The 24,497-nt window shown below is 71.7% G+C and carries 24 protein-coding genes and 3 tRNA genes; 17 read left to right on the forward strand and 10 right to left on the reverse strand.

The window, feature by feature from the left end; all coding sequences use genetic code 11:
• Positions 1–41: 41 nt before the first annotated feature.
• Positions 42–2,720, reverse strand: a complete 2,679-nt coding sequence (locus CP978_RS16780; RefSeq protein ID WP_043441773.1) for a GNAT family N-acetyltransferase — start codon at positions 2,718–2,720, stop codon at positions 42–44.
• 156 nt (positions 2,721–2,876) lie between these two features.
• Between CP978_RS16780 and CP978_RS16785 the strand changes: the two genes are divergently transcribed.
• The 3 genes from CP978_RS16785 (at position 2,877) to CP978_RS16795 (ending at position 4,941) form a co-directional block, all read left to right on the forward strand.
• Positions 2,877–3,557: an HdeD family acid-resistance protein gene (locus CP978_RS16785; protein WP_043441775.1), complete on the forward strand. Its 681-nt coding sequence runs from the start codon at positions 2,877–2,879 to the stop codon at positions 3,555–3,557.
• A gap of 253 nt (positions 3,558–3,810) precedes the next feature.
• On the forward strand, positions 3,811–4,107 hold the full coding sequence (locus tag CP978_RS16790; RefSeq protein WP_004929488.1) for a type II toxin-antitoxin system VapB family antitoxin: 297 nt from the start codon (positions 3,811–3,813) through the stop codon (positions 4,105–4,107).
• A gap of 180 nt (positions 4,108–4,287) precedes the next feature.
• Complete coding sequence (locus CP978_RS16795) at positions 4,288–4,941, forward strand: LytR C-terminal domain-containing protein (protein WP_227745392.1); 654 nt, start codon at positions 4,288–4,290, stop codon at positions 4,939–4,941.
• A 93-nt stretch (positions 4,942–5,034) separates the two neighbouring features.
• Here CP978_RS16795 and upp read toward each other — a convergent pair whose 3' ends face one another.
• Positions 5,035–5,670: a uracil phosphoribosyltransferase gene (upp, locus tag CP978_RS16800; RefSeq protein ID WP_043441781.1), complete on the reverse strand. Its 636-nt coding sequence runs from the start codon at positions 5,668–5,670 to the stop codon at positions 5,035–5,037.
• Positions 5,671–5,857: 187 nt separating this feature from the next.
• On the opposite strand from upp, the gene CP978_RS16805 reads away from it, so the two are divergent.
• The 8 genes from CP978_RS16805 to CP978_RS16835 all read left to right on the forward strand — a co-directional run bounded on the left by CP978_RS16805 (position 5,858) and on the right by CP978_RS16835 (position 10,976).
• A complete protein-coding gene (locus CP978_RS16805; protein WP_043441784.1) occupies positions 5,858–6,043 on the forward strand; it encodes a hypothetical protein in 186 nt (61 codons plus the stop codon).
• A gap of 275 nt (positions 6,044–6,318) precedes the next feature.
• A complete protein-coding gene (locus CP978_RS16810) occupies positions 6,319–6,849 on the forward strand; it encodes a tRNA adenosine deaminase-associated protein (protein ID WP_043441786.1) in 531 nt (176 codons plus the stop codon).
• Positions 6,850–6,858: 9 nt separating this feature from the next.
• Positions 6,859–7,362 carry a tRNA adenosine(34) deaminase TadA gene (gene tadA / locus CP978_RS16815; protein WP_052454151.1) on the forward strand — a complete coding sequence of 168 codons (504 nt, stop codon included), beginning with the start codon at positions 6,859–6,861 and terminating at the stop codon, positions 7,360–7,362.
• Between the two features lie 68 nt (positions 7,363–7,430).
• A tRNA-Ser gene (locus CP978_RS16820) sits at positions 7,431–7,515 on the forward strand.
• Positions 7,516–8,201: 686 nt separating this feature from the next.
• The gene (locus CP978_RS34910; protein WP_043441788.1) at positions 8,202–8,378 is read left to right on the forward strand and encodes a hypothetical protein; all 177 of its coding nucleotides are present in this window, start codon (positions 8,202–8,204) and stop codon (positions 8,376–8,378) included.
• A 57-nt stretch (positions 8,379–8,435) separates the two neighbouring features.
• Positions 8,436–8,729, forward strand: a complete 294-nt coding sequence (locus CP978_RS16825) for a Dabb family protein (RefSeq protein ID WP_043441789.1) — start codon at positions 8,436–8,438, stop codon at positions 8,727–8,729.
• 199 nt (positions 8,730–8,928) lie between these two features.
• Positions 8,929–9,819 (forward strand): RNA polymerase sigma factor SigF, encoded by an 891-nt coding sequence (locus CP978_RS16830; protein WP_376697992.1) that lies wholly within the window; start codon positions 8,929–8,931, stop codon positions 9,817–9,819.
• A gap of 245 nt (positions 9,820–10,064) precedes the next feature.
• Complete coding sequence (locus tag CP978_RS16835) at positions 10,065–10,976, forward strand: RNA polymerase sigma factor SigF (protein WP_043441795.1); 912 nt, start codon at positions 10,065–10,067, stop codon at positions 10,974–10,976.
• A 299-nt stretch (positions 10,977–11,275) separates the two neighbouring features.
• On the opposite strand, the gene CP978_RS16840 is transcribed toward CP978_RS16835, so the two are convergent.
• Complete coding sequence (locus tag CP978_RS16840) at positions 11,276–11,470, reverse strand: hypothetical protein (RefSeq protein ID WP_043441797.1); 195 nt, start codon at positions 11,468–11,470, stop codon at positions 11,276–11,278.
• Positions 11,471–11,742: 272 nt separating this feature from the next.
• On the opposite strand from CP978_RS16840, the gene CP978_RS16845 reads away from it, so the two are divergent.
• From CP978_RS16845 to CP978_RS16860, 4 genes are all read left to right on the forward strand, one after another.
• A complete protein-coding gene (locus CP978_RS16845) occupies positions 11,743–12,255 on the forward strand; it encodes a MarR family winged helix-turn-helix transcriptional regulator (protein ID WP_043441799.1) in 513 nt (170 codons plus the stop codon).
• 85 nt (positions 12,256–12,340) lie between these two features.
• On the forward strand, positions 12,341–14,716 hold the full coding sequence (locus CP978_RS16850; protein ID WP_150478391.1) for an MFS transporter: 2,376 nt from the start codon (positions 12,341–12,343) through the stop codon (positions 14,714–14,716).
• A gap of 108 nt (positions 14,717–14,824) precedes the next feature.
• Positions 14,825–15,646, forward strand: coding sequence for a YceI family protein (locus CP978_RS16855; RefSeq protein ID WP_043441806.1), 822 nt, complete (start codon positions 14,825–14,827; stop codon positions 15,644–15,646).
• Between the two features lie 104 nt (positions 15,647–15,750).
• Complete coding sequence (locus CP978_RS16860) at positions 15,751–16,224, forward strand: PPOX class F420-dependent oxidoreductase (protein WP_043441808.1); 474 nt, start codon at positions 15,751–15,753, stop codon at positions 16,222–16,224.
• Positions 16,225–16,248: 24 nt separating this feature from the next.
• Here CP978_RS16860 and CP978_RS16865 read toward each other — a convergent pair whose 3' ends face one another.
• From CP978_RS16865 to CP978_RS16880, 4 genes are all read right to left on the reverse strand, one after another.
• Positions 16,249–17,025: a TetR/AcrR family transcriptional regulator gene (locus CP978_RS16865; protein ID WP_043441811.1), complete on the reverse strand. Its 777-nt coding sequence runs from the start codon at positions 17,023–17,025 to the stop codon at positions 16,249–16,251.
• Between the two features lie 144 nt (positions 17,026–17,169).
• Complete coding sequence (locus CP978_RS16870) at positions 17,170–18,633, reverse strand: MFS transporter (protein ID WP_107070395.1); 1,464 nt, start codon at positions 18,631–18,633, stop codon at positions 17,170–17,172.
• A gap of 110 nt (positions 18,634–18,743) precedes the next feature.
• Positions 18,744–19,484 (reverse strand): response regulator transcription factor, encoded by a 741-nt coding sequence (locus CP978_RS16875; RefSeq protein ID WP_043448785.1) that lies wholly within the window; start codon positions 19,482–19,484, stop codon positions 18,744–18,746.
• A gap of 195 nt (positions 19,485–19,679) precedes the next feature.
• Positions 19,680–20,555: a DUF2797 domain-containing protein gene (locus CP978_RS16880; protein ID WP_043441818.1), complete on the reverse strand. Its 876-nt coding sequence runs from the start codon at positions 20,553–20,555 to the stop codon at positions 19,680–19,682.
• Between the two features lie 251 nt (positions 20,556–20,806).
• On the opposite strand from CP978_RS16880, the gene CP978_RS16885 reads away from it, so the two are divergent.
• Positions 20,807–22,438 (forward strand): DUF1416 domain-containing protein, encoded by a 1,632-nt coding sequence (locus tag CP978_RS16885; protein ID WP_158508334.1) that lies wholly within the window; start codon positions 20,807–20,809, stop codon positions 22,436–22,438.
• Positions 22,439–22,450: 12 nt separating this feature from the next.
• On the opposite strand, the gene CP978_RS16890 is transcribed toward CP978_RS16885, so the two are convergent.
• The 3 genes from CP978_RS16890 to CP978_RS16900 all read right to left on the reverse strand — a co-directional run bounded on the left by CP978_RS16890 (position 22,451) and on the right by CP978_RS16900 (position 23,585).
• Positions 22,451–22,996 carry a DinB family protein gene (locus CP978_RS16890; protein ID WP_043448790.1) on the reverse strand — a complete coding sequence of 182 codons (546 nt, stop codon included), beginning with the start codon at positions 22,994–22,996 and terminating at the stop codon, positions 22,451–22,453.
• A 196-nt stretch (positions 22,997–23,192) separates the two neighbouring features.
• A tRNA-Arg gene (locus CP978_RS16895) sits at positions 23,193–23,265 on the reverse strand.
• A 229-nt stretch (positions 23,266–23,494) separates the two neighbouring features.
• A tRNA-Ser gene (locus tag CP978_RS16900) sits at positions 23,495–23,585 on the reverse strand.
• Between the two features lie 246 nt (positions 23,586–23,831).
• On the opposite strand from CP978_RS16900, the gene CP978_RS16905 reads away from it, so the two are divergent.
• The gene (locus tag CP978_RS16905) at positions 23,832–24,311 is read left to right on the forward strand and encodes an SSI family serine proteinase inhibitor (RefSeq protein WP_052454152.1); all 480 of its coding nucleotides are present in this window, start codon (positions 23,832–23,834) and stop codon (positions 24,309–24,311) included.
• Positions 24,312–24,497 lie beyond the last annotated feature (186 nt).

Here is a 24,497-nt window from a genome sequence, read left to right on the forward strand (position 1 = left end):
AGCGGGCGTCGGGGCCGGGGAACACCGGGAGGACAGGGCTGTCAGGGGCTGTCGGCGGTCTCCTCCCGGGTGAGGAAGGCCAGCCGGGCGCGCTTCTCGGGCAGATACACGTCCGGCAGATCGACCTCGGGCAGCACGACGGCCGGACCGGGGGCGAAGCCCTGGCGCAGAAAGCGGGCGACGGCCTTCTCGTTGCGCTCGTCGGGGTCCACGACGATCCGCCGCCGGCCGAGGCCGCCCAGAAGGTAGGAGGTGAAGGCGGTCAGCAGGGCCGCCGTCCAGCCGGGGCGCGGGCCTCCCGGGCCGGCGGGTGCGAGCAGGAGGTGGAGGCCGATGTCCCCGGGCTCCACCGGGTAGCACTCGCCGACCCGGTCGGCCTCCGGCTCATAGGTCTGCAGCAGTGCGACCGGTGCGCCGTCCCTGACCGCGAGAAAGGCGTGATGGGTGTCGAGCGTGACCATATGGCCGTAGACCTCGGCCACCTGCTGCGCGGTCAGCCCGTTCATGCCCCAGAAGGAGGCGCGTTCCTCGCTCACCCAGGCATGCAGGACGTCCGCGTCCGTCTCCGGGTCCAGGGGAAGGACGCGGACCGTGCCGAAGCCGTCGATCAGCTGTTCGTGGACGGCCTCACGGGCGGCGTAGGGGTCGGGGGGCAAGGGTGTCTCCGCGGTCAGAAGGTTCCAGTCGGTGACCACCGGGACCAGTTCCCCCCTGGTCCACAGGGGGAGTTGGTCGCGGTGATGGGGCGAGCCCGGGACCCCGTCGGCGCCGAGGGGGACCACCCAGAGGCTGTCGTCGCGCCGGGCCAGGTCCCAGACGTAGCGGGCGGCCGGGCCACGCGCGCTCAGATCGGTCAGACCGGGAACGGCGGAGGTGCACAGCACGCAGTCATGGTCGCCGGACAGACCGGGCTCGTCACCGCGCGTGCCCGGGAGCGCCCTCCAGGGGGCCAGCCGGTGGGTGTCGCCCCAGGTGCCCCGCGGCGGGTTCGCGGCGACCTCCTCGACGGCCTCCCGCACGGTCGCGGCGCGATCGATGCCGTACAACTCCTCGGCGGCCAGCAGGTGTTCGAGCGCGAAGCCGATCCGGGGGAGCAGCGCGAGCCAGGGCTGAAAGACCTCAGGGCACGCGGGCGGGACGGCCAGGGCGGCGAAGGCGGGGTGCTCCGCGAGCCGCCGGACGACCGCGCCGCGCACCGCCGCGTACGCGGCCGCCCGGGTGCTGTCGGCGTCCATGCGCCGGTCCCAGCCCAGCAGACGGTCGCGCAGGGCGCCGGCCCCCGGGGTGAGGCCGTCGAGGGCGGCGAGGCGGTCCAGCAGCGGGGCGGCGGAGGCGAGATGGGTGTCGCGGTGGACGGCCGGCATCTCCCGGGCGGACCACCGGGCCTTGCGCTCCAGCAGCTCACGGATGCGGGCGGCCCGGTGCTCGGGGGCGAACTCCACGCCGAGGGGGGTGGCCGGGCCGCGCTGGTTGGCCATCACCGCGATGCCGTTGTCGATGTCTCCCCGGGGCATCTCGTGCCACCCCCGCCACTCGTGGCCGGGCTCCCAGGCGGGAACGAGCCGCGTCCGGCCGGCCTCACCGCGCACCGGCACCCGGCCCGCGACCCGGTGGAGCACCCCGCCGTGGACGTCCGCCGCCAGCACCACGTTGACGGGCTCGGCCCACCGGTCCAGCGCCCGGTCCACATCGGCGACGCTCCGGGCGCGCAGCAGCGGCAGCAGGGCGCCGAAGCCGAGGTCCCCGGTGACCCGGGGCGGCTGGCGGAGGGAGACGGGGCCGAAGCCACCCGGATCGTCCGGACCGCCGATGACGACCGGGCCCCTGGCCGTCTCGATCACCTCCACCTCGACCGGATCGGCCCCGGCGACCTCGACCGTCTCCACCCGCCGGACGGCGGCACGCCACTCCCCGTCGGGATCCAGGGCCTCGACCCCGCCGTCCGCCGTGCGCCGCAGCCGCTCGCGGTAGAGGTCCTGGTAGTCGGCCATGGCGTTGGTGATCGCCCAGGCGACCGGTCCGGTGTGGCCGAAGTGGGCGATGCCCGGGACGCCCGGCACCGCGAGACCGATGACGTCGAACTCCGGGCAAGCGAGACGGATCTGCTGGTAGACGCCGGGTTCCTCGATGAAACGGTGGGGGTCGCCGGCGACGACGGCCTGCCCGGTGACCGTGCGCTCGCCGGTGAGGAGCCAGCCGTTGCTGCCCGAGGTGCCCGGCCCGTCGGTGGCGAAGAGGCCCACGGCGTCCTCACCCAGATGCCGTACGGCCTCCTCGCGCCAGAGCTTGGCCGGGAAGCCCGCGAACAGGATGTGGGTGGAGAGCCAGACGGCGAGCGGGTGCCAGGGCTCCCAGCGGCCGGGCACCAGACCGGTCTCGGCGAACTCGGGGGCACGCCGGGCACCCTCCCCCAGCCCGTCCTCCACCCCGTCGGCGTAGGCGCGCAGCCAGTCGGCCGTCTCGGGGTCCCGTTCCTTAAGCGCGGCGAAACAGCGCCCGGCCGTGTCGGCGATCCCGGCCCGTCGGGCGAAGACGTCCCAGGCGGACGCGGACGCACCGAGGAAGGAGGCCGAGGTGCCCTGGGCACGGTGCCGCTCGACCTCCAGCTGCCAGGCCCGGTCCAGGGCGGTGACCCGACCCTGGGCACGGGCGAGGGCGAGCGCGTCGGCCGCTCTCAGATGCGGGATGCCCCAGGCGTCCCGGTAGATCTCGGCGGTCATCCCGGACCCTTTCGATTTTAGGTTAGCCTTGCCTAACTTTCTCCGGAATCATAGGCGAAGCACACAGATGGGGCGGGACCGCGGTGGGGTGCCGGGACGTCAGCCGGTCGGACGACCGAGGTGGCGGAAGCCCGGAAGGCGGTCCAAGCATGGAACATGACCGACATACCGGACCGTCCGCCCCATGGCTCCGCATACGACGACCGCCATGTCCACGCCACCCGCGACCCGCACGCGCCGGCCTCGTCGCCGTACGGGGTCGAACCCCCCTTCGAGGGGGTGCTGCACGCGCTCTCCCGCACCGCCTGGCAGGTCGTCCTGCTCACCGGCCTCGCGTCCCTGGTCCTGGGGATCGTGCTCCTGGTGTGGCCGGGCCCGTCCCTGCTCGTCGCCGGGATCCTCTTCGGCCTCTATCTCATCGTCAGCGGCGTGCTCCAGCTGGCCGCCGCCTTCGGCACCCACAAGACCACCGCGCTGCGCGTCCTGGCCTTCATCAGCGGCACCCTGTCGATCCTGCTGGGACTGTTCTGCTTCCGCGGCCCCCTGGAGTCGATCCTGCTGCTCGCACTGTGGATCGGCATCGGCTGGCTGATCCGCGGCGTCACCCAGGCCATGGCCGCCGCCCATGACCCGGGGATGCCCGCCCGCGCCTGGCAGATCTTCCTCGGCGTCGTCACCTTCGTCGCCGGCGTCGTGCTGATCGTCTCGCCGTTCACCTCGATCGCGCTCCTCACCTGGGTCGCCGGATGGTGGCTGCTGGTGGTCGGCGTCATCGAGATCATCACGGCGATCCGGCTGCACGGCCATGCCCAGCAGCAGATCCCGCGCACGGTGTGAGCGACGCCGCAACCGCACCCGCCGGCCACCCCGGGCGCACAGGGCCGCGACCGGCACGACGAACGGCGCATCGCCCGCAGGGAGATGACCTCCGGCGAGCCCCGGCGCACACCGGCGCCCGCTCGCTGCCGTCCTCCCTCCCCGCCCCCTCTCCCGTTTTGCCCCCGTTCACCGCCCCTTTTCCCCTCTCTCCCCCTGTCGTACTCCGGCGCCATGGCTGCGCCCCGAACGTCTTGGCCGGTAGGCTTTCCGTGTGATCTTCAAGCGCATCGGAAACGGCCGGCCGTACCCCGACCACGGCCGGGAGAGCACCCGGCAGTGGGCGGACGTCGCGCCGCGCCCGGTCCGCCTCGATCAGCTGGTGACGACCAAGCAGCAGCTCGACCTGGAGACCCTGCTCGCCGAGGACTCCACCTTCTACGGCGACCTCTTCGCGCATGTCGTGAAGTGGCGGGGCGATCTGTATCTGGAGGACGGCCTCCACCGCGCGGTGCGCGCGGCGCTCCAGCAGCGGCAGGTCCTGCACGCACGCGTGCTCGAACTCGACTGACACCCGGGCGCCACCACCCCGTTCCGCCCGCCCCGGACACGGCTCACCCGGGCGGTCCCGTACTCCTCCCCCGGCAACGGGCCCGCGCTCGGGCCCCCTTTGACCCTTTCGGGTTGGAGTGGGGGGCATCCAATGATCATCTAGTAGGCATTGCCGTCCCGGGCCACTACGCTGCGCCTCATGAGCATGCTGACTCCCCCCGGCATGGGTGGCCAGTACCGGATCACGGGGGACAAGTACCCACGGATGCGCCGGCCCCCGCGCCGCGGCAGGCTGGTGTTCGCCGTCGCCGCCTCCGTGGCCGTCCTCGGACTGATCGGCTGGGGGGCGCTGCAGCTCATCGACGTCTTCACCGGCGGCAAGGGCGGGACGACGGCATCCGCCAAGGCGAACTGCGCCAAGAGGGCGGGCGCCTCGCCCGCGCCGGTCGCCAAGTCCCTGCCCGCCCCCAGGCAGATCACCGTGAACGTCCTCAACGCCACGCCCCGCAGCGGCCTCGCCAAGGACACCGCGGACGAGCTGGAGAAGCGGGGCTTCCACATCGGTGATGTGGGCAACGCGACCGAGGAGTTCGACAAGAAGGTCAAGGGTGTCGCGCTCCTGCTCGGCCCCAAGGCCTCCGCCGACACCTCGCTGCCCGTCCTGGGCGCCCAGCTCACCGGAGCCCTCGAGAAGCGCGCCCAACCCGCCCGCACCGGCACCACCGTCGACCTGATCCTGGGCGACAAGTTCACCTCGCTGGCGAGCAAGCCGGACGCGGACAAGGCGCTGGCGGCGCTGACCCACCCGGCCCCCTCCGCGTCCACGGACAAGGCCGCCGGGAAGGGCTGCTGAGGCCACCGGTCCCGCCCCGGAGCCGAGAACGACGGCGGGGTGCGGTCCCCTTCCGGGAACCGCACCCCGCCGCGTACATCTTCGCCCCGCGGACTACTCCGCGGCCCCGTAGAGCCGGTCGCCCGCGTCGCCCAGGCCCGGGACGATGTAGCCGAGCTCGTTGAGGCGCTCGTCGACCGCGGCCGTCACCACCGTGACCGGGGTGCCCGCCAGCTCGCGCTCCACCACCTCGACGCCCTCCGGGGCGGCGAGCAGCACCACGGCCGTCACATCGTCCGCACCGCGCTTGATCAGCTCCTGGATCGCCGCGACCAGCGTTCCGCCGGTCGCGAGCATCGGGTCCAGGACGTACACCTGACGCCCCGAGAGGTCCTCCGGCATCCGCGAGGCATAGGTGGAGGCCTGCAGCGTCTCCTCGTTGCGGATCATGCCCAGGAAGCCCACCTCGGCGGTCGGCAGCAGCCGGACCATGCCGTCCAGCATGCCGAGGCCGGCCCGCAGGATCGGCACCACCAAGGGACGCGGACGGGCGAGCTTGACGCCGGAGGTCGTGGCGACCGGGGTCTCGACGTCGACCTCTTCGGTGCGCACGTCCCGCGTGGCCTCATAGGCGAGCAGGGTGACGAGCTCGTCGGCGAGCCGACGGAAGGTGGCCGAATCGGTACGCCGGTCGCGCAGCGTGGTGAGCTTGTGGGCGACCAAGGGGTGGTCGACGACGTGGAGACGCATGTCCTCAACAGTAGCCGGGCCCCGAGCGCCCGCCGCGCCCCCCTGCTCCGGCGCGCACCACCCCGCCCGGCGGGCCGCTCCTCGTCCCGGTCCGCCCCCGTCCATGGCACGGATCCCGCCATCGTCCGTGGCGTCGATCCCGCCATCGGAGGGAAAGTGGGAAGAACGCGACTGGGGTGGTGTGCCGATGCCCGACCGGGAGTCCCCCGAGAAATCCGAAGCGCAGGAGACGGACGCCGAGCGCATGCGGCGCAGGGCCAGGTTCCTGCGTGAACGCGCCGAGGCGCGTGAGCTGCGCGACCGCGTGCAGCCCCGCCGTGCCAAGGCCGCACGGCTGCGTCACGCCCTGCGCATGCGCACCTTCCGCTGGTAGCGACGCGGCCGCCATGGGGGTGGCCGTGCGGCCACACGGCCCCGGGCCGCGTACGATCCCGCTCGTGGCGGCAACGAGTGCGCTGGTGAGTGGTCCACTCTGATCGGAGTAGCCAGGGCCGAAACGGCCAGACACAGGGAGCCGAAGACGTCCCCTGAACGCCTTGTTTCTGCCACGATTCCGAGTGGGCGGGGCTCGGAGAAGCACTCCCCGCCCACAACCTCCGCCGGGGGGACCGCCAACCGGCACGCCTTAAGACCAGTGGGAGAGTCACGGTGTACTTCGCCGCACTGCTCGCGCGCACCGAAGACGGGTGGGAAGCGAGCGACACAGAGCTCGACGATGTGGAAACCCTGTCGGATCTGACCGACCTGGCCCGTGACGCCTCCGTCGAGGAGGACACGGTGCTCGTACTCATCGAGCAGGAGGACACGTGGTTCGGCGTCGTCCGCGTGGAAGGCGAGGACGACCCTCGTATCTACGTCTCGGACGCCGCCGCCGCGGCCCGCAGCTCCTACGGCGAGATCCTGCTCACCGACGAACTGCTCGGAAGGGAGCCCGGCGACGACACCGACGACCTGGACTCCCTCGACCTCGACGGCACGGAGGACGGTGAACCCGAGCCCGACGACGAGGACGGTCCCGGGACGGACGCCGCCGTACCGCACGGCCCCGTGGGCGACAGCGAGATCATCGACGACCTCGGGGTCGGCGAGAAGGAGTTGCGCGCCCTGGAGGCCTCGGACGCGCTCGGCTCGATCGCGGAGGCCCTGGGCGCCTCGGAAGTCCTGGAGACCGTCCGTTAGGCGCACGGCATGACCGAGGAGGGAACCCAGGCAGGCGCGACCGCCCCGGCCGCCGATCCGGTGCGCGATCCCTGGCGGGCCGCGATGCGGCTCGCCCTGGACGAGGCCGGCCGGGCGGCCGAGGGCGGTGACGTCCCGGTCGGCGCCGTCGTGCTGTCCGCGGACGGCTCGGTGCTCGCCACCGGTCACAACGAGCGCGAGGCGACCGGCGACCCCTCGGCCCACGCGGAGATCCTCGCGCTCCGCCGGGCCGCGGCGGCGCTCGGCGAGTGGCGGCTGCCCGGCTGCACCCTCGTCGTCACCCTGGAGCCCTGCACGATGTGCGCGGGCGCGGTGCAGCAGTCCCGGGTGGAGCGGCTGGTCTACGGCGCGCGCGACGAGAAGGCCGGCGCGGTCGGGTCGCTGTGGGACCTGGTGCGCGACCGGCGCCTCAACCACCGCCCCGAGGTCATCGGCGGGGTGCTCGCGGACGAGTGCGCCCGGCTGCTCACGGACTTCTTCCGCGACCGCTGAGACGGGCTCCCGGTGGCCCCCGGAAACGGATTTCAGACCACGGCCCCGGGTGGGGTAGGGTCTCTCTCGGTAGCGTGTCCGAGCGGCCGAAGGAGCTCGCCTCGAAAGCGAGTGTGGCGCAAGTCACCGAGGGTTCAAATCCCTCCGCTACCGCTGAAGAAGGGCCCCGTCATGAGACTGGGGCCCTTCGTGCTGTCAGCGGCGCCGGCGGGGTGGCGCACCGTCGACGGGGCCGGGGCTTCCGTGCGGGCGCGGCAGGACATCCACGCGGGCGTCCGGCGGCCGGTTCGCGCGATGTCCGGCGGCCCGGGGCAGTTGGTGCGGGCGTCCGGCCGACCCGGGCGCGTTCACACGGGCGCCCTGAAGGACCCCGTGTACGGCCCCCGCAGGCGCCTCGGCCCTCCCACACCCGAACGTGGTGAGGCCCCGGCGCACGCGAGGCGCCGGGGCCTCCACCCGCCCTCGGAGGACGGGGGAAACGGCTTCGGGGGATTCAGCCGCTTCCCCCGCTGAGGAAACGGGCCCCAAGCCCGCGCCGCGTCCCAGGAAAAAGACCACGCCGCGGACCCCGCAGTGGGGTCCGGTTCCCGTCCACCGGCCTCCTGCCAGATCCGGTGGACACCTCACATCCTGCTGTCCCCGAGCACCGGGAAGGTACGGCAAACGGCCCTGTTCCCGGGGCCATTGGTCCCTAAGGCGGTCTCCGCGCGCCCGATACGGACGGTCCTGACGAAGCCGGACCGATCCGCGATCTTTTGCGACACCCGAACAGCTGGCCGGGTTAGACTCACCGGCGGCGAACGTGGCCCCGCGGGGCGGAGGAGACGGGGGAGGCCGCCGTGGCGGCATCGGCAAAGAAGATCGTGCTCTACGCGATCGTGGTCTTCGTGTTCTATGTGATCATCACCGACCCCGCCGGGGCCGCCGGATACGTCCAGATAGGGTTCGAGGGCATCTCCAGCGGCGCCCAGGCCATCGGCCAGTTCATGACATGGGTCGCCGACGGGGCCGGCTGAGGCCCCCTGGGCCGCGCGGCCGCCGTCGTCGTACCCCTGTCACCCCTGGGAGCGCCCGTGATCCGGCACCTGGTCCTCTTCAAGCTCAACGAGGGCGTCCAGCGCGACGACCCGCGCGTCATGGAGGGCGTACGCGCCTTCGAGGCGCTGGGCGACGTGATCGACGAGCTGCGCTCCTGGGAGTGCGCCTGGAACATCAGCGACCGGCCCATCGCCTATGACTTCGCGATCAACTCGGCGGTGGACAACAAGGACGCGCTGCGGAGCTACCTGGAGCACCCGGCGCACCAGGCGGGCGTCGCCCTGTGGCGCGAATTCGCCACTTGGGTGATCGCCGACTACGAAATCTGAGCGACACCGCCCACCCATTCCGGGCGACACCGCCCGCAGAGCCCCCCACCGGACCGGTGGGGGGCTTTCCTGCTGATGTGGCCGAATTCCTTCTCCAACACGGCGTTATGCGGTGCTTGCGCACCATGTCCATTTCTTGTGATGCTATGACCGCTTTTGACAGTGAACTTCATGGATGTGGACGGATGAAGAGGTGGCGTTGACCGTGTCGGCCAGTACCGCGCCACCCCAGGACGAGGCTCCCGCCCCCGCCCCCGGCCGGCCCCAGGAAACCGCCACGGCCCCCGACGACCCCCAGGAATCCGCCCAGACCGCCGCGCACAAGCGCCGCGGCGCCGACACCCGGGCGCTCACCCAGATGCTCTTCGCCGAGCTCAAGGAGCTGGAGCCGGGCACCCCCGAGCACCACCGCGTGCGCGGGGCGCTCATCGAGGCGAACCTCCCACTGGTGCGCTACGCGGCCGCCCGTTTCCGCTCCCGCAACGAGCCCATGGAGGACGTCGTCCAGGTCGGCACCATCGGCCTGATCAACGCCATCGACCGCTTCGACCCGGAGCGGGGCGTGCAGTTCCCGACCTTCGCGATGCCGACCGTCGTCGGCGAGATCAAGCGGTACTTCCGGGACAACGTCCGCACGGTCCACGTCCCGCGCCGGCTGCACGAGCTGTGGGTGCAGGTCAACAGCGCGACCGAGGACCTGACGACGGCCTACGGACGCTCCCCCACCACGGCCGAGATCGCGGAGCGGCTGCGGATCACGGAGGAGGAGGTGACCTCCTGTATCGAGGCGGGCCGCTCCTATCACGCCACCTCGCTGGAGGCCGCCCAGGAGGGCGACGGACTGCCGGGCCTGCTCGACCGGCTGGGCTACGAGGACCCCGCACTCGACGGGGTCGAGCACCGCGACCTGGTCCGGCATCTGCTCGTGCAGCTGCCCGAGCGGGAGCAGCGGATCCTGCTGCTGCGCTACTACAGCAATCTGACCCAGTCCCAGATCAGCGCCGAACTGGGAGTCTCCCAGATGCATGTGTCAAGGCTCCTCGCCAGGAGCTTCGCGCGATTGCGATCCGCAAACAGAATCGACGCGTAGCCCGGGAGGGCGAAACCCGCCCGGGGCCTGTTCCCTGCGGTTTTTTGCTGAAGATCCCTCAGAACCCTTCCTGCCAGGGCGCATTCACGTTTCGCATGTCGACATGTCACTACAGCGTGTTGACGACATGTGACATTCTTCCGGAAGCGCGTTTGCCGCAGCCTCGCCGCCGGTATGCAGGTGGAGGCTGCGTTCCTCCGACGGGAGCGTCCGCCGCGACCGTCCCGCGACCCAAAGGGGGTGGCATGTCCGCAGAACAGGGCAGCTCGAAGGTGCTCACGCTCATGCCGAGCGACTCCGCGACCGACGTGCTCCAGGACCTTCAGGCCCCTCAGGACCTCCCGGGTGCCGAGACCCTTCCGGCCCCCGAGGCCCAGGACCTTCCGTCCTCCGAGGCCATCGACACCCGCACCCTGTCCCGCTCCCTCTTCCTGCGGCTCGCCGCACTCGACGACAACAGCCCGGAGCGTGCCTACGTCCGGGACACGCTCATCGAGCTGAACCTCCCGCTGGTGCGCTACGCAGCCGCGCGCTTCCGCAGCCGCAACGAGCCGATGGAGGACATCGTCCAGGTCGGCACGATCGGCCTGATCAAGGCGATCGACCGCTTCGACTGCGAACGGGGCGTGGAATTCCCGACGTTCGCGATGCCGACCGTCGTCGGCGAGATCAAGCGGTTCTTCCGGGACACCTCGTGGTCGGTGCGGGTGCCGCGCCGCCTCCAGGAGCTGCGGCTGGCCCTCACCAAGGCCAGCGACGAGCTCTCGCAGAAGCTGGACCGCTCGCCGACGGTCACCGAACTCGCCACCGCGCTCGGGGTGTCGGAGGAGGACGTGGTCGACGGGCTGGCCGTCGGCAACGCGTACACGGCCTCCTCGCTGGACTCCCCGGCCCCCGAGGACGACGGCGGCGAGGGCTCCCTCGCGGACCGCCTCGGCTACGAGGACTCGGCCCTGGAGGGCGTGGAGTACCGCGAGTCCCTCAAGCCGCTGCTGGCCAAACTCCCGCCCCGCGAGCGGCGGATCATCATGCTGCGCTTCTTCGCCAACATGACGCAGTCGCAGATCGGCGACGAGGTCGGCATCTCACAGATGCATGTCTCCCGGCTGCTCACCCGCACCCTGGCGCAGCTGCGGGAGGGCCTGATCTCGGACTGACCCGTACGGGATCCCCGACGGGCGGCCGGGGGCGGCCGGTCCGCCCGGCGGGGGTTCCGCGTCGACGGCGTGCCGGCCGCACCCCGGCGCGCGAGGTCCCGGGGGATGCGTTCGCAAGGCCGTCGAGGCGCCGTACCGGCTCCTCGACGGTCGTCGCACGACCCGGCGCGACCGGCCGGCCCGGTGAAGTTGAACTGGACGATGTGCGTCGACTCGGGGCGATGCCGCGGGGCATGCGCACAGAGACGCGGGACGTGTTCGTCCAGAGGGAGAGGGCCCGTCCTGCCCTGTGACGTCGGTTACTTCAGCGCGAGCCAGGCGACCGCGACGACGATCACCACGGCGACGACGACGCCGAGGATCAGACCGACGCGAGGCCCGGACGAGGCGGACGCCGTCTGCTCGCCCTGCGGCGACTCGTCGACGAACGCACGGAACATCTGCGTGCTGCCGGCGGGGTCGTGGTTGCCCTGGGGGCCCTGGGTGTTAGCCATGGCCCAGGACCCTAGCGAATCCATGGGGGCCGCCCAAGTGGGGGTGAGGCCTTCACACCCTCCTCGACCGGACGAACACTATTCGAACACCGGAGGGGCCCCGCCCCTTCATCCGGTCCCGCCCCACGCCTCGCGGATCCACTCCCACCTGCGGGTTTACATTCGCCAATACTTGCCTTTGCAAACTTTTTAGCGCCGGACGCCCCAGTTAGTTTGCCTGCAGCAACCAATCTTTTCTATGGTTGCCCTAAGCAACAAATCGGGGAGATGTCATGGCCGAGCGGGCGCAGTTCGAGGAACTGGCACGTCAGCTCAGCGCCGTCGGTGCCGTGAAGAGAGACCTCGGGCGGATCCTGCCGCCCGGCTGTCCGGGCGGTTCCGCCGCCGCGCTGACCCTGCTGGGCCGTCATGGCGACATGCGGATGAGCAAGCTCGCGGAGCTGCTCGCGGTCGACATGTCGGTCACCAGCCGTCATGTCGCACACGCAGCGGACCGCGGATGGATCATGCGCTCTCCCGACCCGACGGACAAGCGCTCCCGCATCCTGCGTCTGACGACCGCCGGCCGGGCCCAGCTCGACGAACTGTCCCGGCGCACCACAGAACTGCTGGCCGAGCGGCTGAGCACCTGGTCCGACGACGACCTGGGCCATCTCACCCGGCTCCTGACCCGGCTGCGGGAGAACTTCGGCGACTGCCGTTCCGCGCCCCGGCTCGCGCACGTCGTGTCCGCGCCCCCGTCCGTTGCTGACCGGAACACCCGTACACCCGCACAGGGAACATAAGAAAAGGAAGCCCATGGCAACGACCACACCAGCCGGTGTGCGGGCTCACGCCAAGCACGGGGGAGGCTCCCCGGACGGCGCTCCGATGACACACCGGCAGATCATGGAGGCCCTCTCCGGGCTGCTGCTCGGCATGTTCGTGGCGATCCTGTCCTCCACGATCGTCTCCAACGCTCTGCCGCACATCATCGGTGACCTCGGCGGCGGCCAGTCGGCCTACACCTGGGTCGTCACCGCCTCGCTGCTGGCCATGACCGCGACCACCCCGCTGTGGGGCAAGCTCGCGGACCTGTACAGCAAGAAGGCACTCGTCCAGATAGCGCTGATCATCTATGTGCTGGGCTCGATGGCCGCCGGCCTGTCGCAGAACCCCGGCATGCTGATCGCCTGCCGTGTCGTCCAGGGCGTGGGCGTCGGCGGTCTGTCCGCACTGGCGCAGATCGTCATGGCCGCGATGATCTCCCCCCGGGAACGCGGCCGTTACTCCGGCTACCTCGGTGCCACCTTCGCCGTCGCCACCGTCGGCGGCCCGCTGCTCGGCGGTGTCATCACCGACACCTCCTGGCTCGGCTGGCGCTGGTGCTTCTACGTCGGCGTGCCCTTCGCGGTCATCGCGCTGATCGTGCTGCAGAAGACCCTCCATCTGCCCGTCGTGAAGCGCCAGGTGAAGGTCGACTGGGCCGGCGCGTTCTTCATCTCCGCCGCGGTCAGCCTGCTGCTGGTCTGGGTCACCTTCGCCGGAGACAAGTACGACTGGCTGTCGTGGCAGACCTGCGCGATGGTGGGCGGCGCGATCGTCCTCGGCGCGGTCTTCCTCTTCATCGAGTCCAGGGCCAGCGAACCGATCATCCCGCTGCGGCTGTTCCGCAACCGCACCATCACCCTGTCGTCGCTGGCCTCGCTCTTCGTGGGCGTCGCGATGTTCACCGGCACGGTCTTCTTCGCCCAGTACTTCCAGCTGGCGCGGGACAAGTCCCCGACGATGTCCGGTGTGCTGACGATCCCGATGATCGGCGGTCTGTTCGTCTCCTCCACCGTCTCCGGCCAGATCATCAGCAGGACGGGCAAGTGGAAGGCCTGGCTGGTCAGCGGTGGCGTGCTCGTCACGGCCGGACTGGGGCTGCTGGGCACCATCCGCTACGACACGGCGTACTGGAAGATGGCCGTCTTCATGGCGCTGCTGGGTCTCGGCATCGGCATGATGATGCAGAACCTGGTGCTGTGCACCCAGAACCAGGTGGCACCCACCGACCTCGGTTCGGCCAGCTCCACGGTCACCTTCTTCCGGTCCCTCGGCGGCGCGGTGGGCGTCTCCGCGCTCGGCGCGGTCATGGCCCACCGGATCACCGACTACGTCAAGGACGGCCTCGCCGACCTCGACCCCAAGTACGCACACCTCGCCGCCGGTTCGGGCGACTCCATCCCGGACATGAACCAGCTGCCCGTGCCGCTGCGCACCGTGATGGAGAGCGCCTACGGCCATGGCATCGCCGATGTCTTCCTGATCGCCTCCGGCATGGCGTTCCTCGCCTTTGTGACCACCCTGTTCATCAAGGAGGTGCCGCTGCGGACGAAGGGCGCCCTGGCCCAGGCCGCGACGGCCGGGTCCGAGCCGGAGGAGGCCCCGGCGGCCCTCGCCGCCGCGCCGCAGCCGGCCGCCCTCGCCACGGTGGCCCCGCCGTCCTCCGGCGGTGCAGGCGGCGGCGTCCCGGTCCGCGGCTTCGTCCGCGGCGCCGAGAGCGCACCGGTCGCACGGGCCGCGGTCACCCTGATCTCGCTGGGCGGACGGCAGCTGGGCCGGTCGGTCGCCCAGGCCGACGGCTCCTACGCGGTGGACGCGCCGGGCGCCGGCAGCTACGTCCTGATCGCCTCCGCCGACGGCCATCAGCCGCAGGCCTCGACGATCGTGGTGCACGAGGAGGCGCTGTCGTACGACATCCTGCTCAGCGGCACCAGCGGTCTGAGCGGTGTGGTCCGGGCCGCCGAGAGCGGGCTGCCGGTCGAGGGCGCCATGGTGATCGTCACGGACGTCCGCGGCGATCTGCTGGCCGCCTCCCCCACCGGTGAGCAGGGCGAGTTCTCCTTCACCGAGCTGGTGCCGGGCGATGTGACCGTCGCGGTGAACGCCGCCGGCCGCCGCCCGCGGGCCCTGCCCGTCGAGATCGGCGCAGGCGGGGTCACCCGGATCGAGGTGGACCTCGAGTCCGGCGCCCGGGTCCGAGGAGTCGTACGGGCCCCGCAGGGTCCCCTCGCGGACGCCCGCGTGACCCTGGTGGACGCGGCGGGCAATGTGGTCGGCACGGCCACCACCGGCGAGGACGGGGCGTACGCCTTCACCGATCTGAACAGCGGCGAGTACACCGTCATCGCGACGGGCTATGCGCCGGTGGCGTCGACGGTCACGCTGAACGGCCACGGCGTCGACGACCACGACATCGCCCTGGCCCACCCGGGCGAGTAGGCGCACCCCGGCCCGTGGGGGGCGCGCCTTGAACAAAGGTGCGCCCCCACGAGCCGGTTTCCTCGTTCCCTCCAGGGGGACGTTCACAGCTTTGGAGGAGACCACAGGATGGCACTGACCGCACGGGTCCGCACACGGGACGGATGGGCCGTCTCGCACGCGGTCGTCACCGTGACCGATATGACGGGGGCGCAGGTGGTGCGCGCCGCGGCCGACGGGGACGGGGTCGTCCGGGACACCACCGCACTGGCGCCGGGCGCGTACACCGTGATCGTGACCGCGGTCGGGTACACCCCCACGGCCTCCAGCGCGATCGTCACGGCGAGCGGGCGGGCCGAGATCGGCACCGTGACCCTGGCCCGGCAGGGCGGCACCGAGCTGCCGCCGCCCGGACCGTGGACCATCGACCCGGCCCACTCCGCCGTGAGCGCGGTCGCCCAGCATCTGGGCATCTCCAGCGTGCGCGGCCGTTTCACGGAGTTCTCCGGGCTCGTCGAGATCGCCCCGGACGATGTGGCCAAGTCCCGTGTCGAAGCCGTCATCCGTGCCGCGTCCATCGACACGGGCACCGCCCTGCGCGACACGCATCTGCGGTCGGCCGACTTCCTGGACGTCGAGACCCACCCGGAGATCACCTACCGCTCCACGGGACTGACCGCCGCGGGCTCCGACCGCTGGACGATCCACGGCGAGCTGACCATGCGCGGTGTCGTCCGCACCGTCGACCTGGACCTGGCCTACCTGGGCACCGGCCCCGACCAGTGGGGCGGCACCCGCGCGGCCTTCCGGGCGACGACGGAACTGCGCCGCGAGGACTTCGCGATGAACTACAACCAGGTCGTCCAGGCGGGCATCGCCGCGATCGGCACCACACTCCGGGTCGAGCTGGACATCCAGGCGGTGCAGGGCGAGTCGCTGCCGCAGGCGTAGGCACGGCGGGCCCACCCGGCCCGGCGTACCCGCCCGGGGCCCGTACGGCGGATCCCCCGCGATAGCACCGCGGAGATCCGCCGCCCGGGCCCTAAGCTGCCTCCATGGCACCGAACATCGCGACGAACACCGCCGTGACCCTGGACCAGCTGCTGGACTTCGTACGGACCCGTCACCGCGCGATCCTGCTGACCCGGCGCGCCGACGGAAGCCCCCAGGGGTCGCCGTTGACCTGCGGGGTCGACGACTCCGGGCGGATCGTGGTCTCCACCTACCCGGAGCGCGCCAAGACCCGCAACGCCCAGCGGGACGAGCGGGTCAGCCTGATCGTGCTCAGCGACGAGTGGGACGGGCCCTGGGTCCAGATCGACGGCACGGCCGAGGTCATCGACACCCCGGACTCCGTCGAGCCGCTCGTCGAGTACTACCGCAACATCGCCGGGGAGCACCCGGACTGGGACGAGTACCGGCAGGCCATGATCAGGCAGGGCAAGTCGATCATCCGGGTCACCCCGGTGCGCTGGGGCCCGGTGGCGACGGGCGGCTTCCCGGCCCGTCTGGTGCCGTCCGAGGACTGACCGTCCCGGCCGGTCCGCCCGGGGCTACCCCCGGGCGACCATCGCCTCGATCCCCGCGATCAGCGTCTCCAGCGCGAAGGTGAAGTCCCGCTCGCGCATCTCCTGCACCGTGTCACCGCCGCGGGCCTCCATCAGGTGCGCGGAGTGGTGCAGGACCTCGCTGAGATCGGGGCTCTGTGTCACCGCGCGCATGGCGTGCCGGAAGTACTCCTCCTGGCTCATCCCGGCGGCCGCACAGCGCTCCACGAAGTGCCCCTCGATCGTGCCGAAGCCGTACACGAACTGGAAGACCGCCGCGATGGCGCCCATCTGGCCGTGTGCGGGCAGCCCGGTCAGCCTGATCACCCGCTGCACCGCGAGCGAGAAGGCGACGGAGTGCGGGCCGATGTTGAGGAAGGTGCCCGCCAGCGGCGACAGCCAGGGGTGACGCACCAGCAGCGCCCGGTATCCCGCGGCGAGCGTCCTCAGTTGGCCGCGCCAGTCCTCGTCCGATTCGGCGGCCGGCAGCCGCAACTCGCCGTAGACCGCGTCCAGTGCCAGTTCCAGCAGGTCGTCCTTGGTGTCCACGTACCAGTAGACCGACATCGCCGTGACCTTCAGCTCGGCGGCCAGCCGACGCATCGAGAACCTGGCGAGTCCCTCCGCGTCCAGGAGCCGTACGGTCGCCTCGGTGATCCGGTCCCGGTCGAGCCCGGACGGCTGACCGCCGCCGGCCCGCGCCCCACCGCCCCGGGGCGCCTTGCCCTCCAGCCAGACGCTGGTCCGCTCCGGACGCCCCGCCCGTCGAGCTGCCTTCACCATGGCGCACCTTCCTCGACACTGCGGCTTCCTGGTCACGATGCTAGGCGCCCGCACCCTGCCGGAAGTCACTCTGCGGACCCTCCCCAGGGGGCGCAAGGAGTCACACGGGCCCTGCAAACCGCCCGGCCGTCCCCTGGGACCGGGCTACGGGGCCACCGCCGGCTCCAGGTCCGCCCGCTCCGCCCTCCGCAGCAGCGCCGCCGCCGTCAGGCCCCCGAGCAGCACGGCCACCGCACCCACCAGCTGACCGGCCGTCAATCCCGAGGCGTAGGTGTCCACAAGGCGTCGCCGTTCGGCCGCCGAGCCCGCCGCCGCCAGCGCCGAGGGCAGCGACTCCGCCGCGAAACGGGAGGTGAGCACCGCCCCGAGCACCGCCACCCCCAGACCGTTGCCGAACTCCGCGAGCGTGCCGTTGATGCCCGCGCCCACACCGGCCTTCGCGGGCGGGATCGCGCTCATGATGGCGTGCGCCATGGCCGGGTTGGCGATCGCGCAGCCCGCGCCGATGAGCAGCAGACCGAGAAGGGTCCCGGAGTAGCCGTGCGAGGCGAGGGTCGCGACGGACACCAGGCCGGCCGACATCAGCACCATGCCGAGCGCGATGGACACCGGGGTGCCGAGCCGCGCGGTCCAGCGGGCCGACAGACCGGTGAAGTTGAGGGCGACCACGGCGAGGGCCAGCGGTGCCGTGCGCAGCCCGGCCTCCAACGCCCCGTATCCCAGGACGAACTGAAGGTGCTGGGTGAGCAGGAAGAGCGCCCCGCCCATGCCGAAGGTGATCAGCACCGCCCCCGCGACCGCGCCCGTGAACCGGCGGTCCCTGAAGAAGTGCGGGTCCAGCATCGGGTGGGGGACGCGGCTCTCGACACAGGCGAAGAGCGCCAGCACGCCGAGGGCGAACAGCGTCGTCCCCAGCACCCGGGCCGAGGTCCAGCCGTGCTCCGGCCCCGTGATGATCGCGTACACCAGGGCGGCCATACCGACGGTGGAGAGCAGGGCGCCGAGCAGGTCGGGGCGGTCGCCGCGCGGGTTCTTGGACTCCGGTACGAGGATCACGACCGCCGCCAGGCCGAGCGCCACGACCGGCAGATTGATCAGGAAGATCACGCCCCACCGGAAGTGGTTGAGCAGAAAGCCGCCGAGGAGCGGGCCGGCCGCGAAGCCGAGCGCGTTCACGGCGCTCCAGATGCCGATCGCCCGGGGCTGTTCCTCGAGTGTGAAGATCTGCATCGCCACCGCGAGGGTCGTGGTGAGCAGCAGCGCACCGCCGACGCCCATGCCCGCCCGAGCCGCGATCAACTGTCCCGTGGAGTCGGCGAGTCCGGCCGCCAGCGAGCCGAGGCCGAACAGGGCCAGCCCCGTGACCAGCATCTTCTTGCGTCCGTAGCGGTCCGCGGCGTTGCCCGCGGTGAGCAGCAGTCCCGACTGCACCAGGGAGTAGGCGTTGATCAGCCACTGGACGTCCGAGGTGGTCGCGCCGAGCTCACGGGAGAGCGTGGGGATCGCGACGTTCAGCACGGTGTTGTCGAGCAGCACGGTGAGCTGCGCGAGGCAGATCACACCGAGGATCAGCCAGCGCTTGGGGTGGCCCTGGGAGGCGGTCGTCATGCTGTACACCGTAGAACAACGGTCTTGTACGGCGTACAACGGAGCCGGTCAGGCCGGTCAGACCCGGTTACGGACGGAACGCCGGGCGGTGCGCGACCGCCGTCACCCGCTCAGGACGCCGCGGGCTTGATCAGATAACCGGCCCCGCGACGGGTGTGGATCATCGGCTCCCGGCCGGCGTCGATCTTCCGCCGCAGATAGGAGATATAGAGCTCCACCACATTGGCCTGCCCGCCGAAGTCATACGACCACACACGGTCGAGGATCTGCGCCTTGCTGAGCACACGCCGCGGATTGCGCATCAGAAAGCGCAGCAGTTCGAACTCGGTGGCGGTGAGATGGATGTCCTCGCCGCCCCGCGACACCTCATGGCTGTCCTCGTCGAGGGTGAGGTCACCGACGACGAGCACGGACTCGGAGCGACGGCCGGTGCCGGCGGCCCGCCGGATCAGCCCGCGCAGCCGGGCCACGACCTCTTCCAGGCTGAACGGCTTGGTGACGTAGTCGTCGCCACCGGCGGTCAGGCCCGCGATCCGGTCCTCCACGGCGTCCTTGCCGGTGAGGAAGAGAACGGGCACCTCGGGCAGTTCACGCCGCAGCCGGCCCAGCACGGTCAGTCCGTCCATGTCCGGGAGCACCATGTCCAGGACGACGGCGTCGGGGCGGAACTCGCGCGCGGCCCGCATCGCGGCGTGTCCCGTCCCCGCGCTGCGGATCTGCCAGCCTTCGTAGCGAAGGGCCATGGACAGCAGGTCGGTGATGGACAGTTCGTCGTCCACCACCAGTACGCGGACCGGGCTCCCGTCCGGCCTCAGCAGTTCGGTACGCCCCTGGGGCGAGGTCGTGGTCATGGTGGACACCCTGTCGGGATCCTCTGAAAGCGCCCTTTCCCGTGTCTGTGATTTACCTGAGAAACGGCGCCCGCGGGACGCGCGGGCACGCCGCTCATCCCGTCCGGTGGCTGCGTTCGACCACGTCCGCACGCCCTGCATGCCCTGGCACGCCGGGGCATGCCCCGGCTCGCCCCGCGCGGCGGCCCCCGGCGGTCAGAACAGCCCGTCCTGCGTCTGTGCCGCCCTCGCCGCCCTCGGCTTCCGCAGCGGAACGGTGACCTCGTCCCGGTCCGCGGCCGTCAGCTCCCACCCCGTCATCAACCGCGTGTCCAGGACGAGAACCCCACCCCCGGTGGCCAGATGGAGGTCCGGCCCCGCGGCGGCCAGCACAGCCCCGCTCAGCACACAGCCGGCGGCCAGCTCGCTCACCACACCGTCCGCGCCCGGCAGCCCGTCGAGCCCGAACACCCCGGCGTGGTCGACGGCCCGGAACGGCAACCGCTCCAGGGACTCCGGCCAGTTCGCCAGCGCCACCGCCCGGGCGTGCAGCTGCCCCGTCTCGGCGGCCCGCTCCTCGGCCGAGGGCAACACGGCCCGCACCGCGCGCTTGTCGGCGTACGGGATCCGGTCCGGCACCCGGAGCGCGGCCCTCAGCAGCTCCTCCGTCCTCCGTGCCGCCATCAGCGGACCCCGGCCCAGCCAGCTGAAGCAGACGGCGCCCTGCTCCAGCAGCCGCGCCGAACCGCGCTCGGCGGCGGTGATCCCGACCTTGACCATGCCGGGCCCGAACCACGCCAGATACACCCGGTAGGGCCGCAGATCGTCGGCGACACCGTCGGCGGCGACCGAGTGCGCCCGGTCGAGACGCGCGCACTCCTCGCACCGCGCCCCGGTGCTCCGCCCCGGCACCTCGGCCCGCACCGGACACCCGTGTCCCCGCGCCCCCACACAGGTGCGCACGCCTTCTGCCAGGACCCCGAAAGCCACGCGCTTGCCCCGCTCCAGCCCGCTGCGCCGCCCGCCTTCCCACCCCAGCACGGGCCCGCCCTCGCCCCAGCGCACCCCCGTACATCTCCACACCTGAGTCATCACCTCCGACTGTAGGCGCCGGCACCGACATCCACGGTGGTCCATGGATGCGGGCGGTCGTACGGCCCGGGGCCGTACCCGGTGTCCCCGGTGGGCGGCGCATGCGTTTGACGGCGCCGAGGGGATGGGTTGTGGTGGAGGTGTCCCGTCCTGAAGGACCTGCCTCCCGGGCCGGTGCGGGTTCCCCGTCCGCCCGGCGGTCGGGCCCGGACAACACACCGGAGACGACCGGAACACCCACCGGAACACCCATGGATCACCCCACCACCACCCGGACCGTCGTGGCCGGCCGGGTCCGGACCGCCGACGGATCGGGCGTGCATGCCTGGGTCCGGCTGCTCGATCCGGCGGGAGAGTTCGTCGACGAGGTGGCCACCTCGTCGTCCGGCGCGTTCCGCTTCGATGTGCTCCCCGGGCACTGGGTGCTGCGGGCGCTCTCGCCGTTCGGGGTCACGGAGACACCGGTCGAGGCCGAGCCGGGCCGGGCCACCGAGACCGAGCTGCATGTCTCCGAACACCTGCCCGATCACCTGGAGATCATCCAGATCTCCACCCTCAGCCTCGGCGACCGGAGCTATCTGATCACCGACGGGGCGGTCGCGGTCGCCGTCGACCCGCAGCGTGACCTGGAGCGGATCACCGGCGTACTGGACTCCCGCGGGCTGCGGCTCGACACGGTCGTGGAGACCCATGTGCACAACGACTATGTGACCGGCGGTCTCGACCTCGCGCGCCGCTTCGGGGCGGCCTACGTGGTGCCCGCGGGGCCGAGCCTGGGCTTCGACGCCGTCCGGGTGGCCGACGGCGATCGGCTGACCGCCGGTGAGCTGCGGATCCAGGTGATCGCCACGCCAGGGCACACCGATCACCATGTCGCCTATGCCTTCGCCTCCGCCGACGGGGTGCCCCGGCTGGTGTGCACGGGCGGCTCCCTGCTGTACGGCACCACGGGGCGCACCGATCTGATGGGCCGGGAACGGGCCGAGCCGCTGGTCCGCCGGCAGTACCGATCGGTCCGCCGTCTGGCCGAGTTGCTGCCGGACGACACCGTGGTGCTGCCGACCCATGGCTTCGGCAGTTTCTGCGCCGCGACGACGGCGGGCGCGGCCCAGCGCTCCACCATCGGCCGGGAACGGAGCGTGAACCCGGTCTTCCGGCAGTCCGAGGACGTCTTCGCCGGCGGGACACTGTCCGGCCTCGACCCCTACCCCGCGTACTACCGCCGGATGGCGCCGATCAACTCCGCCGGGCCGCCGCCCCTGGCCTCGCTGGCCGCGCCGCGACCGGCGGAACCGGCCGAACTGGTCGACCGGATCGCGGCGGGCGAGTGGGTGGTGGACGTACGCCCGCGAGCCGACTACGCCCCGGTCCATCTGCCGGGAACGGTGAACATCGATGTCTCCGGGCCCCTCGCCACCTACCTCGGCTGGCTGGTGCCGTTCGACTCCCCCCTCACCCTGCTGGCCGCCGACCGCCGGGCGCTGGAGACGGCCCGCAACGAATTGCTGCGGATCGGCTTCGACCGGGTGGCGGCCACGGCCGTGGGAAACCCGCTCGCATGGGCGGGCCCCCAGGGCCTGGCCTCCTACCCGCGCTCCGATTTCGCCACCCTCGCCGTCGTCCGGCCGCTGCGGCCGGTGACGGTGCTGGACGTGCGCGGCGGCCGCGAATGGGGCTCCGGTCATCTGTCCGACGCCCGCCACATCCCGCTGCCCGAACTGTCCGGCGCGATCGCCTCCCTGCCGGACGCGGAGTACTGGGTGCACTGCCACAGCGGCTTCCGGGCCGCGATCGCCGCCTCACTGCTCGCCGCCGCCGGGCATCGGGTCGTCCTCATCGACGACACCGTGGACCACGCGGGGCCCCGTACCCCGGACCGCTAGCCCGGCCGGCCGCTACCCCATGGTCTTGGCGCCGTCCAGGGACTCGCGGATGATGTCGGCGTGGCCGGCGTGCTGGGCGGTCTCCGCGATGACGTGCAGCAGCACCCGGCGGGCCGACCACCGCGCGCTCGGCTCGAACCACGGCGCCTTCGGCAGGGGTTGGTCGGCATCCAGGTCGGGCAGGGTGGCGACCAGTTCGTCGGTCCCACGGGCCACCTCGGCGTAGTCGGCGAGCACACCGGCCAGCGTCTCGCCGGGCAGCATCCGGAACTCGTCGGCCCGCCGGGCCCAGTCGGCCTCGGTCATGGCGGTGAAGTCGCCCATCGCGGAAGGGCCGTTCAGAATGAACCGCGCCCAGTTCCGCTCGACCGCGGCCACATGTTTGATCAGTCCGCCCAGACACAGCTCGCTCGCGGTGGTCCGGCGCCCGACCTGCTCATCGGTGAGGTCACGGGTGGTGAAACGCAGGAAGTGGCGATGCTTGGCCAGCACCTCCAGCAGGTCGGCACGCTCGCCGGTGACGGCCGGGGCCCGGGTGGTCGCCTCGTCGGCAGTCATGTTCTCGCTCATGGTCGCAGCCTTCCGTGGTCGGTGTTCCGCAGCTGAGGAGCACGCTAGGAGGCATTGAGGTCAGATCCTGACCTCAATGCACCACGACACGGACGGGACCGCCCGGGGGCCGAGGGCAGCGTCTCGCTGCGATACGCCCCACAACGCCAGATGCCCCGGATCTCTCCGGGGCCTCTGCTCTGTGTGCACTCGGCAGGATTCGAACCTGCAACCTTCTGATCCGTAGTCAGATGCTCTATCCGTTAAGCTACGAGTGCTTGTTCTGTTTTTGTCTTCGCTCCCGGCCCTTTCGGCCCGCTCGCGGCGACAGGAAGAACATTACATGACTGCCGTCGCCATGTGAAATCCATTAGCCACACCCCTTGTGACCTGCGAAAACACCGCGCCGGGCGCCTCGTGAGGCCGGGCCGGGAACGCCGCCTCATGGAGTGAGTCCGGGAACGCCGAAGCCCCGGTCATGACGACCGGGGCTTCAGTGATCGAGCGCGGAGGCGGAGGGATTTGAACCCTCGATGGGCTTGAAGGCCCAAACCGCATTAGCAGTGCGGCGCCATAGACCGGACTAGGCGACGCCTCCAGCACAACCGCTCACGCGAGCGCGAGTGGTGCGTGCAGATGATGACACAGAAAAGGGGGGTGCCACCAATCGCCCCCTACGGTACTAGGCACAAAGGCCGCAGAGCAAAGCACTGGGCCGCAAACCGCACACGGGATTCGGCGGGACCTCGGGGTCGCGGGGGTCGTCCCGGCCCGGTCGTCACTCATCCGCAGGCCGATCCACGCCTTGGCGCAACCGTCCCGCCCCACGGCCGTTGGTCATGGCATGAACCAGCTCACCTCACGCGGTCTGATCATCGGTGCCGTCGCCCTGCTCTCGGCGGTCACGGCGCCCGCCACGGTCCATGCCGACACCCGGGCCCCCGCCCCCGGCGGCGACCGGCTCGTCATCACCGTGCGCCACGCGGGCCACGCCGACGGCACCTTTCTGCTGCGCTGCCATCCGGCGCGCGGCAGCCACCCGGCCCCCGCGCGCGCCTGCGCCGCCCTCGACCGGCGGACCGTCTGGGGCCGCGACCCCTTCGCCCCGGTGCCGCCGCGCAGCATGTGCGCCATGCAGTACGGCGGCCCGGCCACCGCGCGGATCACCGGGACCTGGGCCGGGCGGCCGGTCGACGCGCGCTACAACCGCAGCGACGGCTGTCAGATCGCCCGCTGGAACGCCCTCGTCCCCCTGCTGCCGGACCTGCGCACCCAGAACCCGCCCCGCAGGGCCTCGGCCGACAACGAGCAAGGTCACAGGTGATGTCCGGGGTTCCGCCCGGCGATCCACCCGGTCACACGTTCTACGTCACTTCCTCGTGCGACCTCCCTCCCGTCCGGCACCGAGGGTCGCCCCAACTGCCCGTAGACTCCCCCGCGTGACACGGTGCGGGCCGATTGGCAAGATGGCCCCCGCGGTCGGCAAGGTGCGGTGACAGGGAGGAAGCGT

Origin of the sequence: Streptomyces nodosus (assembly GCF_008704995.1) — a bacterium.
Lineage (GTDB): Bacteria > Actinomycetota > Actinomycetes > Streptomycetales > Streptomycetaceae > Streptomyces > Streptomyces nodosus.

What these genes read in the sequence shown, in the direction of transcription:
- CP978_RS16780 (WP_043441773.1), bottom strand. Translation starts at nt 2,720, where the DNA reads ATGACCGCCGAGATCTACCGGGACGCCTGGGGCATCCCGCATCTGAGA.
- CP978_RS16785 (WP_043441775.1), top strand. Translation starts at nt 2,877, where the DNA reads ATGACCGACATACCGGACCGTCCGCCCCATGGCTCCGCATACGACGAC.
- CP978_RS16795 (WP_227745392.1), top strand. Translation starts at nt 4,288, where the DNA reads ATGAGCATGCTGACTCCCCCCGGCATGGGTGGCCAGTACCGGATCACG.
- upp (WP_043441781.1), bottom strand. Translation starts at nt 5,670, where the DNA reads ATGCGTCTCCACGTCGTCGACCACCCCTTGGTCGCCCACAAGCTCACC.
- CP978_RS16805 (WP_043441784.1), top strand. Translation starts at nt 5,858, where the DNA reads ATGCCCGACCGGGAGTCCCCCGAGAAATCCGAAGCGCAGGAGACGGAC.
- tadA (WP_052454151.1), top strand. Translation starts at nt 6,859, where the DNA reads ATGACCGAGGAGGGAACCCAGGCAGGCGCGACCGCCCCGGCCGCCGAT.
- CP978_RS16835 (WP_043441795.1), top strand. Translation starts at nt 10,065, where the DNA reads ATGTCCGCAGAACAGGGCAGCTCGAAGGTGCTCACGCTCATGCCGAGC.
- CP978_RS16840 (WP_043441797.1), bottom strand. Translation starts at nt 11,470, where the DNA reads ATGGCTAACACCCAGGGCCCCCAGGGCAACCACGACCCCGCCGGCAGC.
- CP978_RS16845 (WP_043441799.1), top strand. Translation starts at nt 11,743, where the DNA reads ATGGCCGAGCGGGCGCAGTTCGAGGAACTGGCACGTCAGCTCAGCGCC.
- CP978_RS16850 (WP_150478391.1), top strand. Translation starts at nt 12,341, where the DNA reads ATGACACACCGGCAGATCATGGAGGCCCTCTCCGGGCTGCTGCTCGGC.
- CP978_RS16855 (WP_043441806.1), top strand. Translation starts at nt 14,825, where the DNA reads ATGGCACTGACCGCACGGGTCCGCACACGGGACGGATGGGCCGTCTCG.
- CP978_RS16860 (WP_043441808.1), top strand. Translation starts at nt 15,751, where the DNA reads ATGGCACCGAACATCGCGACGAACACCGCCGTGACCCTGGACCAGCTG.
- CP978_RS16865 (WP_043441811.1), bottom strand. Translation starts at nt 17,025, where the DNA reads ATGGTGAAGGCAGCTCGACGGGCGGGGCGTCCGGAGCGGACCAGCGTC.
- CP978_RS16870 (WP_107070395.1), bottom strand. Translation starts at nt 18,633, where the DNA reads ATGACGACCGCCTCCCAGGGCCACCCCAAGCGCTGGCTGATCCTCGGT.
- CP978_RS16875 (WP_043448785.1), bottom strand. Translation starts at nt 19,484, where the DNA reads ATGACCACGACCTCGCCCCAGGGGCGTACCGAACTGCTGAGGCCGGAC.
- CP978_RS16880 (WP_043441818.1), bottom strand. Translation starts at nt 20,555, where the DNA reads ATGACTCAGGTGTGGAGATGTACGGGGGTGCGCTGGGGCGAGGGCGGG.
- CP978_RS16885 (WP_158508334.1), top strand. Translation starts at nt 20,807, where the DNA reads ATGGATCACCCCACCACCACCCGGACCGTCGTGGCCGGCCGGGTCCGG.
- CP978_RS16890 (WP_043448790.1), bottom strand. Translation starts at nt 22,996, where the DNA reads ATGACTGCCGACGAGGCGACCACCCGGGCCCCGGCCGTCACCGGCGAG.
- CP978_RS16905 (WP_052454152.1), top strand. Translation starts at nt 23,832, where the DNA reads ATGAACCAGCTCACCTCACGCGGTCTGATCATCGGTGCCGTCGCCCTG.